Genomic DNA, 17,338 nt, shown 5'->3' with positions numbered 1-17,338 from the left:
TAACGATTTTAAGAAATGCTGGTACTGCTTTGACGGACGTCTGGGTGCTAGTGGGTTATAACAAGGCAAAGAAGTAATAAAAGGTTATTCAATGAATTTACATGAGTATCAAGCAAAAGCGCTATTAAAAAAATATGGTATGCCTGTACAGGAAGGGATACTTGCCACCAATGCCGATGAAACGGTGCATGCTTTCGAGCAGTTGGGTGGAAAGTTTGCAGTATTGAAAGCACAGGTGCATGCGGGTGGCCGAGGTAAGGCTGGTGGGGTAAAAGTAGTGAAATCGGCTACTGAGGCTGCTGAATATGCCAACCAGATTATTGGTTCACGCTTGGTGACTTATCAGACTGATGTCAATGGTCAGCCGGTCAATAGCATTTTAGTTTCTGAGGATGTTTATCCGGTTGAGCGCGAGCTGTATTTGGGCGCTGTGGTGGATCGCTCGACTCGCCGCATCACTTTTATGGCATCGACTGAAGGCGGTGTTGAAATTGAGAAAGTGGCCGAAGAAACCCCTGAAAAAATTATTAAAGTTGAGGTTGATCCTTTAGTTGGTCTAATGCCATTTCAGGCGCGTGAAGTTGCTTTTGCACTTAAACTCAAAGATGGACAAATCAATCAATTTGTTAAAGTCATGACGGCTGCCTATCAGGCATTTGTAGACAATGATTTTGCACTTTTCGAAATCAATCCGCTGTCTGTGCGTGAAAACGGCGACATTCTGTGTGTCGATGCCAAAATCGGAATTGATTCGAATGCACTGTACCGTTTGCCTGAAGTGGCTGCTTTGCGTGATAAGTCTCAAGAAAATGAACGTGAGTTAAAAGCCTCTGAGTTTGATCTAAACTATGTGGCACTTGAGGGTAACATTGGTTGTATGGTCAATGGTGCCGGTCTTGCCATGGCAACCATGGATATTATTAAGCTGTATGGCGGTCAACCAGCCAACTTCCTGGATGTGGGTGGTGGTGCGACCAAGGAGCGTGTGATTGAAGCCTTTAAAATTATCTTGGCAGATCACTCTGTCCAGGGTGTATTGATTAATATTTTTGGTGGAATTGTACGTTGTGACATGATTGCTGAAGCAATTATTGCAGCGGTTCAGGAAGTAAATGTGACAGTTCCTGTGGTTGTTCGCCTCGAAGGCAACAATGCGGAACTGGGTGCAAAATTACTGGATGAATCAGGTTTGAAATTGATTTCTGCACATGGTCTTGCTGACGCTGCAGAAAAAATCGTTGCTGCTGTAAAAGCTTAAGGAGTATCTAACATGAGCGTATTAGTTAATAAAGACACTAAAGTATTGGTACAGGGCTTTACAGGCAAAAACGGTACATTCCATTCTGAACAGGCTTTAGCCTACGGCACTAAAGTCGTGGGTGGTGTAACCCCGGGTAAAGGTGGTCAAACCCATTTAGAATTGCCTGTATTTAATACCATGCGTGAAGCAGTGAAAGAAACAGGTGCAGATGCTTCAGTGATTTATGTTCCGGCACCCTTTGTACTGGACTCTATTGTTGAAGCGGTTGATTCTGGCATTGAGTTAATTGTGGTAATTACTGAAGGTGTACCGACCATCGACATGCTCAAAGCCAAGCGTTATCTGGAAACCAATGGTAATGGCACACGTCTGATCGGGCCAAACTGTCCGGGTATTATTACGCCGGGTGAATGTAAAATCGGGATCATGCCGGGACATATTCATCAGCCCGGTAAAATCGGGATTATTTCACGTTCAGGCACACTGACTTATGAGGCTGTGGCGCAAACTACAAAACTCGGTTTAGGTCAGTCGACCTGTATCGGTATTGGTGGTGACCCGATTCCGGGCATGAACCAGATTGACTGCTTGAAACTGTTCCAGGAAGATCCACAAACTGAAGCTATCATTATGATTGGTGAGATTGGCGGTACTGCGGAAGAAGAAGCTGCGGAATATATTCAATCGAATGTGACCAAGCCAGTTGTTGGTTATATTGCGGGTGTGACTGCACCTAAGGGCAAGCGTATGGGTCACGCAGGTGCGATTATTTCAGGTGGTAAGGGTACAGCAGAAGAAAAATTTGCTGCCTTTGAGCGTGCAGGTATGGCGTATACACGTAGTCCAGCTGAACTCGGTTCAACCATGCTACAAGTGTTAAAAGATAAAGGTTTGGCTTGATATTCACATTAGACCTTCAATAAAAAAGCTCCCAGATGGGAGCCTTTTTATATCTCAGTCTATTTTTAGGTTTTAGTTTTAAGGCTTTGGGTCATCCCGTTGATATCCCCACCTTGAATACCAAGCTCACTCATCAGACTGTCAATGAGCGGTGCTTGGCTACGATAACGTAGGGCGCTATTCACCACCTGATCTGACAGGGCAACATTGCTACCTTCATGATGGGCATCTGCCTGACAGGCACCGGCATGACTGCCATGTAGGCCATTCACGTGGAGAATCTTGATATCATCAATATTTTCCATTGGCTTGACACTTTCCCGGATAATTTCAGGCAAGTATTTCAGCATGGCCAGACGAATCTGCATTTCGACTTGTTCAGGTGACAGGACGTTATTGGCTTCATTGACCGCACGCGTACCTTCAGCATCGACCTGATACTGTTTCTCCATTGCCTGAGCCAGTAGGATTTTTGCATCCGCTTCACCCTTGGCTTTAAGGCGGACTTTTTCTGCTTCGGCCTCAGCCGCAATACGTACGGCTTCTGCATCATCTGCTGCCGCCTGTTTTCCAGCTTCAGCGGCAACTGTAATGGCAATTGCATCTTTTTCAGCATGTTCTTTGGCTGCGACCAGCTCAACTGCCTTTTGACGCTCTGCCTGCTGGATTTGGCGTACAGTGATGACTTCTTCTTCCGCTTTTACCGCTTGAGCACGTGCCTGATCGGCTTGCGCTTTGGCTTCAGATTCGGCGCGAGATTTTTCTGCAATGGCAATGGCACGATCCTGTTCGGCCAGCTCAATAGTTTTCTTTTGTTCGACTTGGGCTTTTTGAATCAGCTGCGCTTTTTGGATATTCTCATTTTCTACATCACGGGCCGCTAAAATACGCTTGAGGTCGACTTCTCGTTCAGCAGCAATTTGTGCTTCTTCTGCTTCACGTTTTTTACCGGCTTCCTGAGCAGAAATTTCAGCCAGTTGCTCGGCACGGCGAATGGCAATTTCGCGTTCCTGTTGCAGCTTGGCATATTCTTCTTCACGAATGATTTGCAGGCGCGCCTGTTCTGCTTCCAGATTTTTAGTTTTGATCGCCAGGTCGGTATCCTGCTCGATATGATTTCGCTTGCGACGACGATCTTCAATGGTTTCAGTGAGCTTGGTCAGGCCTTCAGCATCAAAGGCATTTTGTGGCAATCTATACTTGAAAATATAGAAATACAAGCTATACTTGATTTAATATGGAATTATTGAGTTTTAGTAATTGAACGGCTTTGTTGCACAAACCTATCTGTAAAGGCTTTTTCAGCGATATAATTTTCAAATGAAGAAGCCTACACACAAAATCTACCGCACAACCAATTGGCCCGCATATAACCGAGCACTCATGAGTCGCGGAAATATTGCCATTTGGTTTGATCCTGCTACGCAATGGTATGCGCCATCAAAAGGCAAACAAGGGCGAAATCAAACCTACTCCGACGCAGCCATCCAATGCTGCTTAATGATTAAATCCTTATTTCGTCTGTCTTTACGTATGGTTACTGGCTTTGTGCAAAGTCTGATTAAACTTTGCGGATTAAATTGGATAGCTCCAGATTACACCACGCTTTGTAGAAGACAAAAGCATATTGATATTGCAATCAGCTACCAAAAAAGTAGCGATGGGCTGCATCTACTCATGGACTCTACAGGCATGAAGTTTCTAGGTGAGGGCGAATGGAAGCGCAAGAAACATGGACCTGAATATCGTCGCCAATGGCGTAAACTACATATTGGTATAGATGCCAAAACCCTGCAAATACGAGCAGTTCAGCTTACAACCAATAATGTCAGTGATTCACAGGTGCTTGGTGATTTACTTAATCAGATTCCACAAGATGAGCGGATTGACTCTGTTTATACCGATGGAGCTTATGACACCAAGCAATGCCGTCAGGTCATTGCAGATCGGCAAGCGCATGCGGTGATTCCACCTAGAAAAAATGCGAAACCATGGAAAGATACAAAGAGTAGCTCGCTAGAACGAAATGAATTACTTCGAACAGTTAAACGTTTAGGCAGGACACTATGGAAAAAATGGTCAGGCTATCATCGGCGAAGTTTGGTAGAAACCAAGATGCATTGCATTAAATTATTGGGCGATAAACTGAGTGCAAGGAGCTTTCAAAGCCAAGTCAATGAGATTCATACACGTGTGGCAGTCCTTAACAGATTTACGGAATCAGGTCGACCATTTACCCAAGTTACGCCTTAAATTTGGCTCAATTAGGGGCGCTTTGCATTTCAAATCTTTGTGCAACAAAGCCGTTGTAAACGAACCTAATAAACATACTAAACATTTCTTAGAATTTATTCATTCGATTTTTAGAATGAAAATATCTTTCATAAACAAACAGATTGACTTAAAAAGCTTCATTGTTAAAGCAAAAAAATTAAATCATTTCCATGTGCTGAAAGCTAGATTTAATGAATTACCTTTATCAAAAAATTCTAAAGGTTCATTGGAGGTAACTTCAACAGAAAATGCAATCCTAGATTTCGAAAAAATATTTGGTGATATTTACTATGATTTGGCAAAAGTGAAATTTTCATATCTCGATGAAGTAACCTATACCATTGAATTATCTAAGAATGGATTAATATTTGCCTCTAAAAATTCTGAATTGAGATTGAAGACTGTTTCTAAATTAATAGCCTTACTATTCTTTATTTGATGGTGTGGTAATGTCTACTATCAGAATACTTCTGTGAGTAAGTTATGTATAAAGAAAAAATGGAATTTTTAAAAAGATTTCTACGAAAAAAATAAAAAAATATGGAATTTTTAAAAAATGGATTTTTTTAGAATTTAAATTTAAAAAACAAAAGGTTAATAAGAAATTCCACTTTTTCTAGTATAGTGTGGTTTTCATTGAAATATTTAAATCCAGTTTGATCCAGGCCAGTCAGGGAAACGGTTTCCAGTTCCAGACCATTTTTATGCAAATCTTCTGAAACCACTTGCTGTACTTTTTGTACAAAGTCGACCCGTTTTTCATGCAGTTCTTCCATGGCCATTTCTGCTGCTACTGCACGCAGTGAATCGACAAATTTGCCTTCGACCAGATTTTTTAATTCATTCGGTGACATGGTCTTTTGCCCGAGCGTTTGTGCGGCTGTTGCAATTGAATCAGCAGTAGGTTTGACCCGCACATAGAATTCGGCCATGACGTCCACGCGCATACGGTCACGGGTAATCAGTGCCTGATCATCTGCACGGCGCACTTCAAGACGCAGAGTGTTCATATTGACTTGAATAATTTCATGCAAGACTGGGAGCACGATTGCGCCTCCGCCCAAAATCACTTTTTCACCACCCCAACCGGTACGCACAAAGGAGATTTCTTTACTGGACCGGCGGTATAGACGCGCAATGATGAGACCGAAGGTCACCAGTGCTGCAAAAATAATTCCAGAAATAATTAAAATATTATATAAATCAAAAGTTAACATTGTTATAAAGTCTCAGTTTGGTTCTGGCTGAATAAAATTAGAGTGCAGTGGCTTGAAAGCCATTTTTGGTTTTATGGGTCAGTACGACATTCTGACCTTGATTTAAAATTTGATTGGTTTCTGGTTCGACTAAAACATAATGGGTCTGGCCATGCTGATCCCAGACTTTGGCTTGTGCAGGAGAGTTGACTTTGGCATCACCCAGAATAATGATTGCGGTACGCCCAATAAGCTCGTCACTATAAATGGCAGAAGTTTCATCTTGAGGCATAAGCTTGCTGGCAGCCATGGCAAGCCAGCGCACTATCGGCATACACAGAAACAGACAGGCTGGGGAAATTAGCCATACATTGAAGAGCTGGCTGGTCAGGCGTTCAAATATTCCCTGAATCAATAAGCCACTCAGGCCATAACTGGTCAGAAAAATGATGAGCCAGATAAATAAAGGCAGACGTCCCAGATATAACCAGTCAAATACTTTGGTGAAAAAGCCGGGATGTTGATCTGGATTAATTTCTGGTTGCAGGGGGTCTTCAGGCAAAAACTGTTCTAACATATTCTGCGAGCCGCCACCGAGCAGCAGTAATATGCATTCCAGTGCAGCAAACATCAGCATCAGACTCAGGCTGATACTAAATACGATATTTGACGGATGAGTAAACAGTTCCCACATTTTTTTATCTCTATAATTATGTTTTTAGGAAAAGTGTCTGAAAGTTTTTATTGATATAACGATAACAGTAATTGCTGATTTTGTATGCAAAAAAATAACAAAAAACCTTATAAACAAGGATTGAATATATTGATTATTTAATAATTATTGAACTATTAAAATTAATAATAAACTATAAGTTAACTGGATGTTTGAGCAAGTAATGTCATAACGGCAATAGGAATTTGGCATTCTGTCTAAGCTTGTCTGAGAGTTTGATAGAGATACATCGAACTGAGTATCTCTAAATTTTTCTGTTCAAGTTTAAAGTAGGGCAGTCTGAATCCGGACTTTCATATCTAGAGTCTGTTGCAGAATATAGTGTTGCATCCATTTGACCTGTTCGCCCATAGGATTGACCTTGACTGCAGTATTCAGGAAGTCGAGATCAGGCTGCTTGAAAAGCTGTTGTTGCAAGGTTTGCTCCAAAATCTGACTGTTGGTTGTCAAAGGTAATGCCACTAGATAGAACGCTTTAGGATAATTATAAAAGGCATATAATAAGTTAAAGGCTTTTTGATCACCTTTTAGGTTGCCAGCACCAATTTCGTAAGCTGCGTTCTGGTTGCTATAAGTAACGCCGATTAGAAATTCCCAATGACCTTCTTGCAAACGTAGACCAAACTGTAATCCGATTTGATCCGCGGTCAGCTCGTGTTGCAGATAGATATTTAAAGGCTTGCCATCGTCACTGAAAGGTTCTTGCAAGACCAAAATATTTTGCTGGTGCTGATAAATATAACCAGCAAGCTGGGCCTGTTCCAGACGGGTTTTTACAGTGGCAAGATCAAAAGCACTATAGGGCATAAGCAAAGTATATATAAAGGGGAGAATTGAACTTACTCTAGTAATTTTTCAACTATTTGAGAACCACTACTTTAGATTATTTTTCTAGGATTTTATTGGCTTAGCGACAGGTTAATATATACCTCTACCATACAATATCCTCGCTTGAATTGTGCAAATCATTGATTCATAAAAACTGATATTCATTATTGATGAATTTTTATATGAGCTTTTGATATATCAATATCATAAAACAAGCAATGGATAGGATAAGTAAATCATTATAATGAATATAAATTTTCAAAAGTGTCATAAGTACACGTTTTTCTAAGCTGGTGTTGTCCATGTCGTTAAATGAGGAAAGACTTACTCATCTCAAACAGCTTGAAGCTGAGAGTATTCATATCATCCGCGAAGTTGCTGCCGAGTTTGAAAATCCGGTCATGCTGTATTCGATTGGTAAAGATTCAGCGGTCATGCTGCATCTTGCGCTAAAAGCGTTTTACCCAGCAAAACTTCCATTTCCATTATTACATGTCGATACAGGCTGGAAGTTTAAAGACATGATCACTTTCCGGGACAATATGGCGAAAACCCATGGTTTCGATTTGATCGTGCATCAGAATAAAGAAGGGGTTGAGGCAGGTATTAACCCGTTCGACCACGGTAGTTCTAAATATACCGACATCATGAAAACTCAGGGCTTAAAACAGGCCCTGGATAAATACGGTTTTGATGCTGCTTTTGGTGGCGCGCGCCGTGATGAAGAAAAATCACGTGCCAAGGAACGTGTTTATTCATTCCGTGATTCGAAACATCGTTGGGATCCGAAAAACCAACGTCCAGAACTTTGGAATCTTTATAACGGTAAAGTGAACAAGGGCGAAAGTATTCGTGTATTCCCATTATCTAACTGGACTGAGCTGGATATCTGGCAATACATCTATTTAGAGAGTATTCCATTAGTACCACTTTATTTGGCTGCAGAACGTCCTGTGGTTGAACGTAGTGGCACACTTATTATGGTTGATGATGAACGTATGCCTTTAAAAGAAGGTGAAGTTCCACAAATGAAATCGGTACGTTTCCGTACTTTGGGTTGTTATCCATTAACAGGTGCTGTGGAATCTACAGCCAATACCTTGCCGGAAATTATTCAGGAAATGTTGCTGGCAACCAGTTCTGAGCGTCAAGGTCGTATGATTGACCATGATGAAGCAGGCTCGATGGAGAAGAAGAAGCAGGAAGGCTACTTCTAATCTCCCCCTAAAATCTCCCTTGCGCAGCAGTGCTGCTCACCTTTTTGAGAAAGAGGGGCTTAAAAAGCGGAGTAAAGTCTCCCTTTTCTAAAGGGCGATTTAGAGGGATTAAAAACCGATTTCTAAAGAATATGTGGAGCTTTGAGCGATGTCTCATCAATCTGATTTAATCAGCCAAGATATCTTGGGCTATCTGAAACAACATGAAAATAAAGACCTGTTGCGTTTTCTGACTTGCGGTAACGTGGACGATGGTAAATCGACGTTAATCGGTCGTCTGCTATACGATTCAAAATTGATTTATGAAGATCAATTACAGGCCGTGACCCGTGACTCGAAAAAAGTCGGTACGACAGGTGATGCACCTGACTTGGCGCTTCTGGTCGATGGTTTACAAGCAGAGCGTGAGCAAGGCATTACCATTGATGTGGCCTATCGTTATTTCTCGACTGAAAAACGTAAGTTCATCATCGCGGACACGCCGGGACACGAACAGTACACTCGTAACATGGCGACAGGTGCATCGACGTGTGACCTTGCAATCATTTTGATTGATGCACGTTATGGCGTGCAAACCCAGACACGTCGTCATACCTTTATTGCGAGTTTGCTCGGGATCAAGAACATCATTGTTGCGATCAACAAGATGGACTTGGTGGAATTCTCTGAAACACGTTTCAATGAAATCCAGGCTGAATATGCGGCATTCGTTGCACAATTGGGCGATCGTAAACCAAGCAATATCATCTTTACGCCTATTTCTGCATTGAATGGCGATAACGTGGTGAACAAGTCAGCCAATACGCCATGGTACACTGGTGAAACGCTGATGGGTACACTTGAATCGGTGGAAATTAACCGTAGTTCAGCGAAGCAGGATTTCCGTTTCCCTGTGCAATACGTGAACCGTCCAAACCTCGACTTCCGTGGTTTCTGCGGTACGATCGCACTTGGCGATATCAATGTTGGCGATACCGTAACAGCATTACCTTCTGGTAAATCATCGACTGTCAAAGAAATTGTCACTTTTGATGGCAATCTTGAGCATGCAGTTGCAGGTCAGGCAGTGACTTTAACGCTTAACGATGAAATTGATATTTCACGTGGTAACGTGTTAATTCGTGCGGATCAAGCTGTTCCAAATATTTCCCGTTCAGTTCAAGCGACTGTTGTGTGGATGGCAGATCAACCACTTGTACTGGGTAAGCTGTACAACATCAAGATTGGTACGCAAACCGTTCCGGCAAAAGTAACGGCAATTCATTACCGTACCAACGTTAACACATTGGAAAAAGTTCAGGTGGATAAGCTTGAGCTGAATGCAATTGCCAATGTGACTGTTGAATTTGATGCACCAGTGGTCTTTGACCGTTATCAGGACAGCCGTTTCACCGGTTCGTTTATTTTCATCGATCGTTTGAATAACGTGACGATTGGTGCGGGTATGGTGGAAGAATCAGTTGAATGGTCTGCACACGATGAGCCTGTCACTGCGGAAGCACGTGCTGCACGTTTGGGTCAAAAACCTGCTGCGGTGACTGTATCTGGTAAAGCTTTGGAAAATGCTCAGGCGCTAGAAAGCTTGCTGATTCAGCAAGGGATCGTTGCTATTGCTAAAGCAGGTTTGAATGCGGAGCAGGTTGCACTGGTTCGTGAAACTGGTGTGGTTGTGATTACCGATGCTGCTGAAGGTACAGACACGACTTTAACCGTAGATACAGTTGAAGAACTTGCTGAGAAGATTGTGGAATTGGTTCGTCTTTAAGACTGGACTGATTTGAAGAAACCCGCTGAAAAGCGGGTTTTTTATTGCCTAAATTTTGATTGCATGAAAATCATTCGATTAGTCAAAATGTGATCTTTCAATTTACTAGTCAATTAATACAATACTCCCTAGATTTGGGGAATATATGAAAAAATTAATATTGCTGGCTGGCTTGTGTGTGGCTTTTGGAGCTGAAGCCAAACAGAGCAGCCAAAGCGTTGAAGCAATCAAGCAAAAAATAATCCAGCAGTCGATTGAGAATTATCCGGGAAATTGTCCGTGTCCTTACAATACTGCAAGTAATGGTAGTCGTTGTGGTAAGCGTAGTGCTTATAATCGTGCAGGCGGATATGCGCCGCTGTGTTATCCGGAAGATGTGAGTGATCGAATGGTAAAGGAATATAAAGGGCGTAGTTAATTAAAGGCTCCGTATTTAGATAGTGAGCTAAAAGAAATATTTTTGTTAGATTTGGCTTCACATGGGCAATTATTCATAAGAATCATTGAGGACTAAGGCCAGAATTGCTTTCATTTCGGTTAAACTTTTCACGCCTGCAATCCTTTTAATAATTTCTCCATTTCTAAAAATAAGCGTAGAAGGCAAACCATAGGCATTATAGCGCAAGGTTAAAATCGGAGACTGATCCACATTGATCTTGCCAAATTTAACTTCAGGATTTACCTCAGCATAGTATGTCGCCAGTTCGGCAAAGATCGGAAAATTCTGAACACAGGGCTTGCACCAGTCTGCATAAAAGCGAATCACGGCAAAACCTTCAAACCACTCAAAATCACTGTAATTGTTTTCGTTATATTCGATCACTTGGGTCATGGTTGGCCTATTATCAATTTCCTGAATAGTCCCCCGATTATACATAAGTCCGATGTAGCTTCATTCCTCATGCTAACTATGTTCAAATAAGTCCAAGATATATGAAATGCATAGATTAGGGAAAGAAATCATGTCGCAACAAACCATGCAGCAAGTCATTATTACAGAACCAGGTGGTGTCGATAAACTCGCTTATGAAACGGTGACTGTACCTGAACCTAAAGCAGATGAAGTTCTGGTGAAAGTTCATGCCTTTGGTATTAACCGTCCAGATATCCTGCAGCGTCAAGGCTTATATCCGATGCCGAAAGGGGTAACGCCAGTTCCTGGCCTGGAAGTGGCAGGTGAGGTGGTTGCGATTGGTAGTGATGTAAGTCAGTTTAAAGTTGGTGATCAAGTCTGTGGTTTGACCAATGGTGGCGGTTATGCTGAATATTGCGTCATACCTGAAAGCCAGACCTTGAATATTCCTGAAGGCGTAAGTTTTGTACAGGCAGCGGCCATTCCTGAAACTTTCTTTACTGTATGGGCGAACGTGTTCCAGATGGGTAAGGCCAAAGCAGGGGAAACTGTACTGGTACATGGTGGAACGAGCGGGATTGGTACGACTGCTTTAATGTTGTGTAAATCACTCGGAATCAAAACTTTTGCAACTGTCGGTTCAGATGAAAAAGTTGCGGCTATTTCTGATTTAACCACGGCTATTAATTATAAAACTCAGGACTTTGAGCAAGTTATTAATGAAGCCACTGACAATGGTGGTGTCGATGTCATTTTAGATATGGTCGGTGCACCATATTTAGAGCGTAATTTGAATTTGTTGCGCCGTGATGGACGTCTGGTCTATATCGCTTTCTTGGGTGGTGCCAAGGCCAAAGAAGTCAAACTGGGTCAAATCATGATGAAACGTCTGACCATTACCGGTTCGACCATGCGTGCACGCAGCACGGCTGAAAAAGCGGAAATTGCACAAGGCCTGAAAGAGCAGATTGCACCATTGTGGGCAAAAGGCGAATGTCTCCCGATGATCTATAAAACGTTTAAGTTCGATCAGATTCAGGATGCCCATGCCACAATGGATACTGGAGAGCATGTGGGTAAAGTTGTAGTTGAAATTATTTAATACGAGATAAGTGATTCAAAAAAAGCCAGTAATTTTACTGGCTTTTTTTAATTTTAAGTAAAATATTATTACAAATAAATATAGGACTTACGCACTATTATTTATAGATTCTCTGTGGTAGCAGATGATTTTTATCGAGAATAAAGTCATCAATGAAGTTTTTGATAACTGGTCTAAATAATTTCTTCTGCCAACGATATACATTTTCAAAGATCCGCTCAAACTGGTTCTTTTGTATCTCGACGTAGGCCATCAAGGCTGAAAAAATATGATTCAAAATCAGTTTAGATCGTCTTACTTGAAACTTTTCAATATGACAAACCTGTTTAATCACCCGGTGATATTGCTCTATTTTCCAATGACTTGAATGTAATTCATGAAAACCCTCAAAGGACAATAAATCATCTTCATCTTGATGCACAATATAAAACCTCTGCTGTTCTTTTAACTGAGTCTTAAATAATTGTACAAAGCCAAAATCTTTGAGCCAGACCACTTGACCCTGATGGAAATTTGGCAATAAACGCAGTTGAAACCATTGTCCTTTTTCTGGGGAAACCTTACGGTTACAGTCGATACCAAACATAAATCGAATACCATATTTTCTTATGGTTTTTAGATTTTCAGTCGATGAATACCAACTATCACCTGTAATAAATTGAATCTTTGCACCCCAACTGAGTACTTCACTTAACATATCCATAAAGTAATCATTCTTGGTTTTACTTTCAGATTTGTCATAAATTCGGAAATTAATTGGAATATTTTGACCATTCTGATCTGTCGCATACAAGGTAATGAGATTAATACCCTTGACGGATCGGTGGTATTTGCCTGACCAAAAATAGCTAACCAAGTCCATATGTTGACTATAGGGTTTATCTAAAACAGTATCATCAATACTGACTATAAGTTTATTATTATCAATATGTTGAATTGCTTCTTGATATAGGTCGTGAGGTGTGTAGTCTTCACGTTCTAGAAAGCGATTTACACTATCATGCGAGATATTATAAGTCTCGGCAAGTTGTGTGCAGCTAATAGAGTTCGGTTCTGTCATGAGAAAGCCCATATAAATGGGTAATGTACAAGTTGCTGTAGAAGCATGTTTAATTCGTCTGATCACAGATACTTTATAAAGTATTTTAATACTTTTTTGAATCCGTCAATGCGTAAGTCCTATAAATATATAAAATCTTGAATAAAAATTAAAAAATGTTAACTGTTCGACACAACCTGTCAATTATGACACGTAAATTGCATGTATAGATAATTCCGACCAAATGGTTAAACATTCACATGAATGTGAGAGGGAAAATAAGATGAAAATTATTTCAACAGCATATAGTTCAAAACATAGTTTAAGAGCATTACGACGTATTCATAAAATGATTATTCGCGGAACCATCAGCTGGGTAGAGTTACATAAAATGTATCGAGCGATGCTGCATTTGGAGCGTTATATGGAAAGATTAACGCTCCAGAATCGTCCTTCAAGTAAGAAAGCATCCAGAAAATCCACATAAGATCTTGTATTTTTAGAGTGAATAAAGGGTCAAGATCTGATCTCAAAAAATATCTTAGACTTTGTCCTAATATTATTCACTGATCGGCATTCAGTATAATCATTCAACATCTAGCGATAAATAAGTACATGAGAATGTATTAAGTGGGGATTTATGAAGCGCCCAGCTTCAACACATGAGCGTCTTGCAGAGCGTTTAGCCAGAATTTTGACCAAATTAAACGTCGGATATCAACTCCGGGCTGCAGAGCTAGCTGCAGAATTTCAAGTCAGCACCCGTACCATTGAGCGTGATTTTGATCGTCTAGGCTCTTACTTACCCTTACTTCAAGATGAACAGAAACGATATTATCTGGAACCCTCTTATTTAGGGCGCTTTAAATTGCAGGATATCCAGACCTTTGCCCAGCTTTCGGGGATCAGTGAGCTGTATCCGGCGCTGGATATGTCTTTTATGCGTGAATTGCTGGATGAGCGGGCAAATCAGGTATTTTCGGCAAAAGGCTATTATTTTGAAGATGCCAAACAGTTTGCCGAGCATTTCAAGTTGCTTGCAAGCGCAATCTATAAACGTCAGCAGGTTGAGTTGCAATATTCAGATCAATTGCGAATCATTAAGCCTTATCGCTTGATTCACCATCATGGTATCTGGTATCTGGTGGGTGTAGATCAGGACAAGTTGCGCACCTATCGCTTAAGTCAGGTGCAACAACTCAAGCTGGTTTCTGAGGTGGAGAGCTTTGCGCATGATCCTGAAATACTGAAAATGCTGGTAGATGAAGACAGCATCTGGTTTGGGCAGCAAAAGCAGCAAGTCTTAATCAAGGTACAACCTGAAGTCGCGGTCTTTTTTAAAGAGCGCCGTTTATTTCCAGAACAGCGGATCGAGCAGGAAACTGGGACTGGAGAGTTAGTGATTAGTTGCCAGATTCGTCACGAAATGCAGTTATTGCCTTTGGTGCGTTACTGGTTACCTTATGTGAAAATTATTGAGCCGATTCATTTCCAGCAAAAACTGGAACAGGATTTGCAAGGATATTTACGTTCTGCTGGATGATATTGAGGAAGCAGAGCAGGGGGCCTGATTAATGATGACACTTTAAATGGAAATTTAATTTACTTATTTTTTGACTAACTAAATTACAGACATAAAAAAAACCAGCTTTCGCTGGGTTCTTTATTTGCACCATCTTTCTATAGTAGAAGAATGGTGCCCGAGGCCAGACTCGAACTGGCACGCTTTGTGGGCGGGGGATTTTAAATCCCCTGTGTCTACCGATTTCACCACTCGGGCTTTAACAAGATGGAGGCGGAGGTCGGAATCGAACCGGCGTCCACGGAGTTGCAGTCCGCTGCATGACCACTCTGCCACCCCGCCGCGTCTTGTTGATGCGTATATTAGCAAGCTCAGAAAAAAAAACAATAGTGTATTCATCTGTATGCGCATAAAAACATCATCTGGCGGAAAATATTTAAATTATTCATGTAGAATGTGCAAAATTGATTCATATCAACACTTGGGAGAAGTGCCGTGGCATTAGTTCTAGACGGTCGTGCATTGGCGAAGCAAATTGAAGCTGACTTGTTTACTCGCGTAGAAGCGCTGAAAACAAAATCAGGTCGTACTCCAATTCTTGCGACGATTTTGGTAGGTGACGATGGCGCATCTGCAACTTATGTTCGCATGAAAGGCAATGCCTGCCGCCGTGTTGGTATGGATTCACTCAAAGTGGAACTTCCTAAAGAAACCACAACTGAAGAATTATTGGCTGAAATTGAAAAATTAAATGCAAATCCTGATGTGCACGGTATTCTGCTGCAACATCCGGTTCCAGCTCAAATTGATGAGCGTGCCTGTTTCGATGCAATCTCGCTTGAAAAAGACGTAGATGGTGTCACTTGTCTTGGTTATGGTCGTATGGCAATGGGCGAAGCAGCCTATGGTTCAGCGACGCCTGCGGGTATCATGACCATCCTGAAAGAGAACAACATTGAAATCGCTGGTAAACATGCGGTAGTTGTAGGTCGTTCTGCAATTTTGGGTAAACCAATGGCAGCGATGCTGCTAGAAGCGAATGCAACCGTAACCATTTGCCATTCACGTACTCAAGATCTTGCAAGCTTCGTTAAGCAAGCGGACATCATTGTCGGTGCGGTAGGTAAGGCTGAATTGATTCAGAAAGACTGGATCAAACCAGGTGCGGTAGTTGTAGATGCAGGTTTCCATCCACGTGATGGCGGTGGTGTAGGTGATATTCAATTGGTTGGCATCGAAGAAATTGCTTCTGCTTACACACCAGTTCCGGGTGGTGTAGGTCCAATGACGATTACCACTTTAATCCGTCAAACGGTTGAAGCTGCTGAGAAAGCGCTAGGTTAATCAAATCCTCCCTAACCCTCCTTTTTCAAAGGAGGGAACTCTGATCACTATTTTTGGATGGAGTTTCCCCCTCTTTTTTAAAGAGGGGCTAGGGGAGATTCTTCAAAGACATTAATACTAATTAAAAGAAATCTAATGAGCTGCACCTTCCGACTCCCTCAAGCCCCAGAACATCTACTAAAAGCCTTGCATGATGTGATTCCACACTGTGAGCTACATGCACAGCAATTGCCGGATACACCCATTTCCCTGTGGCTGATTCCGCCAGTATTCCCAACAGATAAGCTGGATGATGAGGTGATTCGTCGCATTTGGAATGATACACCATACTGGATCTTTTGCTGGGCCTCAGGCTTGGCGATGGCGCAGTGGCTATTGGCAGAGCCGCATCATGTTAAAGACAAAGTAGTTTTGGATTTTGGGGCGGGATCGGGCGTAGTTGCCATTGCGGCGAAAATGGCAGGTGCAAAACGTGTGATCTGCTGTGATATCGATCAAGTTAGTCTAGATGCCTGTCGTGCCAATGCAGAGCTAAATGATGTCGAGCTTGAATATCTGGATGACCTATATAAGGCAGAGAAGGTGGATATTTTATTAGCCGCAGATGTGCTCTATGATCAATGTAACCGTTTCTTCCTGGATGAGTTTTTAAAATTTGCACCTGAGGTGTGGGTTGCAGACAGTCGGGTAAAAAACTTTAGTCATCCTCAATATGAAAAACTGGATGAGCGTAGTGCGACGACCTGGCCGGATTTGGATGAATCGCCCGAATTTCGTAATGTCAGTTTCTATAAAACACGTTAAATTTAAAAAATTAAAAAGGGCACTAGGCCCTTTTTGATTGTCTTACTCTGATTAAGTAACTAAGTATCAGATATTAAGAACAGGTATAACGAATAACCCGCATGGCCGTAGGGCGGGCTTCTAAAGCTTCGCGTGCACCCGGGTTCTCGCTATTATGTAAATCAGGCGTATTGCTCAAGCTGATTTGCGTGCGGCTATTACCCAGTTGGCGGCCATAGTTTTCCTGTTCCGCAGTTGGATTGGAAATTTCATTGGTGCTTAAAATCTGGATGTTGTAAGTTTTGGAATTTCCTAATACGTGTCTGCAAGCGGCTTGCAAGCGATTTTCATCCTGGCTTGGTCGTCCTGAGAGGGTGTAGCTCAAGGTTGCTGTATTGCCTGAACGTTCCAGAATTTCATAGCCACTTTGTCCATTGAATTGATGGGGTGTGGTCTGACATGCACTCAGTACGAAACTGCTCGCAGCCATAGCCAAAATTACTGTTGTTCTTTTCATATTT

General features: G+C 41.8%; 17 protein-coding genes, 2 tRNA genes and 2 pseudogenes. 12 read left to right on the top strand and 9 right to left on the bottom strand.

Going from position 1 to position 17,338, the window contains the following annotated elements; genetic code table 11:
• Positions 1 to 91 precede the first annotated feature (91 nt).
• Both sucC and sucD read left to right on the top strand, forming a co-directional pair.
• Positions 92 to 1,258, top strand: a complete 1,167-nt coding sequence (gene sucC / locus ACO1B7_RS02790; protein WP_004279437.1) for an ADP-forming succinate--CoA ligase subunit beta — start codon at positions 92 to 94, stop codon at positions 1,256 to 1,258.
• A gap of 12 nt (positions 1,259 to 1,270) precedes the next feature.
• Positions 1,271 to 2,161: a succinate--CoA ligase subunit alpha gene (gene sucD / locus ACO1B7_RS02785; RefSeq protein WP_004279438.1), complete on the top strand. Its 891-nt coding sequence runs from the start codon at positions 1,271 to 1,273 to the stop codon at positions 2,159 to 2,161.
• A 65-nt stretch (positions 2,162 to 2,226) separates the two neighbouring features.
• Here the strand turns inward: sucD and ACO1B7_RS02780 are convergent.
• Positions 2,227 to 3,366, bottom strand: a pseudogene (locus ACO1B7_RS02780) (flotillin family protein); the annotation flags it as partial.
• A gap of 115 nt (positions 3,367 to 3,481) precedes the next feature.
• Between ACO1B7_RS02780 and ACO1B7_RS02775 the strand changes: the two are divergent.
• Together ACO1B7_RS02775 and ACO1B7_RS02770 are read left to right on the top strand one after the other, a co-directional pair.
• Positions 3,482 to 4,414: an IS5 family transposase gene (locus ACO1B7_RS02775; RefSeq protein ID WP_423089801.1), complete on the top strand. Its 933-nt coding sequence runs from the start codon at positions 3,482 to 3,484 to the stop codon at positions 4,412 to 4,414.
• A 115-nt stretch (positions 4,415 to 4,529) separates the two neighbouring features.
• Positions 4,530 to 4,874: a hypothetical protein gene (locus ACO1B7_RS02770; protein ID WP_338840947.1), complete on the top strand. Its 345-nt coding sequence runs from the start codon at positions 4,530 to 4,532 to the stop codon at positions 4,872 to 4,874.
• 196 nt (positions 4,875 to 5,070) lie between these two features.
• Here ACO1B7_RS02770 and ACO1B7_RS02765 read toward each other — a convergent pair.
• The 3 genes and pseudogenes from ACO1B7_RS02765 to ACO1B7_RS02755 form a co-directional block, all read right to left on the bottom strand.
• A pseudogene (locus ACO1B7_RS02765) lies at positions 5,071 to 5,652 on the bottom strand (flotillin family protein); the annotation flags it as partial.
• Positions 5,653 to 5,689: 37 nt separating this feature from the next.
• Positions 5,690 to 6,325 carry a YqiJ family protein gene (locus ACO1B7_RS02760; protein ID WP_004279458.1) on the bottom strand — a complete coding sequence of 212 codons (636 nt, stop codon included), beginning with the start codon at positions 6,323 to 6,325 and terminating at the stop codon, positions 5,690 to 5,692.
• Positions 6,326 to 6,628: 303 nt separating this feature from the next.
• Entirely contained in the window at positions 6,629 to 7,171 is a 543-nt protein-coding gene (locus ACO1B7_RS02755; RefSeq protein ID WP_004279459.1) for a hypothetical protein, read from the bottom strand.
• 323 nt (positions 7,172 to 7,494) lie between these two features.
• Here ACO1B7_RS02755 and cysD point away from each other — a divergent pair, with 323 nt between their 5' ends.
• From cysD to ACO1B7_RS02740, 3 genes are all read left to right on the top strand, one after another.
• On the top strand, positions 7,495 to 8,409 hold the full coding sequence (gene cysD / locus ACO1B7_RS02750; RefSeq protein ID WP_004730252.1) for a sulfate adenylyltransferase subunit CysD: 915 nt from the start codon (positions 7,495 to 7,497) through the stop codon (positions 8,407 to 8,409).
• A gap of 148 nt (positions 8,410 to 8,557) precedes the next feature.
• Positions 8,558 to 10,174, top strand: coding sequence for a sulfate adenylyltransferase subunit CysN (gene cysN / locus ACO1B7_RS02745; RefSeq protein WP_004279461.1), 1,617 nt, complete (start codon positions 8,558 to 8,560; stop codon positions 10,172 to 10,174).
• 145 nt (positions 10,175 to 10,319) lie between these two features.
• Positions 10,320 to 10,592, top strand: a complete 273-nt coding sequence (locus ACO1B7_RS02740; RefSeq protein ID WP_004279462.1) for a hypothetical protein — start codon at positions 10,320 to 10,322, stop codon at positions 10,590 to 10,592.
• Between the two features lie 69 nt (positions 10,593 to 10,661).
• On the opposite strand, the gene ACO1B7_RS02735 is transcribed toward ACO1B7_RS02740, so the two are convergent.
• Positions 10,662 to 11,006, bottom strand: coding sequence for a thioredoxin family protein (locus tag ACO1B7_RS02735; protein ID WP_005107508.1), 345 nt, complete (start codon positions 11,004 to 11,006; stop codon positions 10,662 to 10,664).
• A gap of 130 nt (positions 11,007 to 11,136) precedes the next feature.
• Here ACO1B7_RS02735 and ACO1B7_RS02730 point away from each other — a divergent pair, with 130 nt between their 5' ends.
• Positions 11,137 to 12,129: an NAD(P)H-quinone oxidoreductase gene (locus tag ACO1B7_RS02730; RefSeq protein ID WP_004279464.1), complete on the top strand. Its 993-nt coding sequence runs from the start codon at positions 11,137 to 11,139 to the stop codon at positions 12,127 to 12,129.
• 97 nt (positions 12,130 to 12,226) lie between these two features.
• On the opposite strand, the gene ACO1B7_RS02725 is transcribed toward ACO1B7_RS02730, so the two are convergent.
• Complete coding sequence (locus ACO1B7_RS02725) at positions 12,227 to 13,255, bottom strand: IS701 family transposase (protein ID WP_423089800.1); 1,029 nt, start codon at positions 13,253 to 13,255, stop codon at positions 12,227 to 12,229.
• Positions 13,256 to 13,451: 196 nt separating this feature from the next.
• Here ACO1B7_RS02725 and ACO1B7_RS02720 point away from each other — a divergent pair, with 196 nt between their 5' ends.
• Entirely contained in the window at positions 13,452 to 13,655 is a 204-nt protein-coding gene (locus ACO1B7_RS02720) for a hypothetical protein (RefSeq protein WP_004279465.1), read from the top strand.
• 153 nt (positions 13,656 to 13,808) lie between these two features.
• Complete coding sequence (locus ACO1B7_RS02715; protein ID WP_004279466.1) at positions 13,809 to 14,711, top strand: helix-turn-helix transcriptional regulator; 903 nt, start codon at positions 13,809 to 13,811, stop codon at positions 14,709 to 14,711.
• Between the two features lie 151 nt (positions 14,712 to 14,862).
• On the opposite strand, the gene ACO1B7_RS02710 is transcribed toward ACO1B7_RS02715, so the two are convergent.
• Both ACO1B7_RS02710 and ACO1B7_RS02705 read right to left on the bottom strand, forming a co-directional pair.
• Positions 14,863 to 14,948: transfer RNA gene (locus ACO1B7_RS02710), tRNA-Leu, on the bottom strand.
• A 10-nt stretch (positions 14,949 to 14,958) separates the two neighbouring features.
• Positions 14,959 to 15,032 (bottom strand) — tRNA-Cys (locus ACO1B7_RS02705).
• 153 nt (positions 15,033 to 15,185) lie between these two features.
• Here ACO1B7_RS02705 and folD point away from each other — a divergent pair.
• Complete coding sequence (gene folD / locus ACO1B7_RS02700; protein WP_004279467.1) at positions 15,186 to 16,034, top strand: bifunctional methylenetetrahydrofolate dehydrogenase/methenyltetrahydrofolate cyclohydrolase FolD; 849 nt, start codon at positions 15,186 to 15,188, stop codon at positions 16,032 to 16,034.
• A 135-nt stretch (positions 16,035 to 16,169) separates the two neighbouring features.
• A complete protein-coding gene (locus ACO1B7_RS02695; protein WP_004279468.1) occupies positions 16,170 to 16,838 on the top strand; it encodes a class I SAM-dependent methyltransferase in 669 nt (222 codons plus the stop codon).
• A gap of 73 nt (positions 16,839 to 16,911) precedes the next feature.
• Here the strand turns inward: ACO1B7_RS02695 and ACO1B7_RS02690 are convergent, their stop codons facing one another.
• Positions 16,912 to 17,334, bottom strand: a complete 423-nt coding sequence (locus ACO1B7_RS02690) for a hypothetical protein (RefSeq protein ID WP_004279469.1) — start codon at positions 17,332 to 17,334, stop codon at positions 16,912 to 16,914.
• Positions 17,335 to 17,338: the final 4 nt, after the last annotated feature.

Origin of the sequence: Acinetobacter lwoffii, from assembly GCF_049367455.1 — a bacterium.
Classification (GTDB): domain Bacteria; phylum Pseudomonadota; class Gammaproteobacteria; order Pseudomonadales; family Moraxellaceae; genus Acinetobacter; species Acinetobacter lwoffii_W.
Note: the sequence above shows the minus strand (reverse complement) of the source record. Positions and strands in the feature narration are given on the sequence as shown.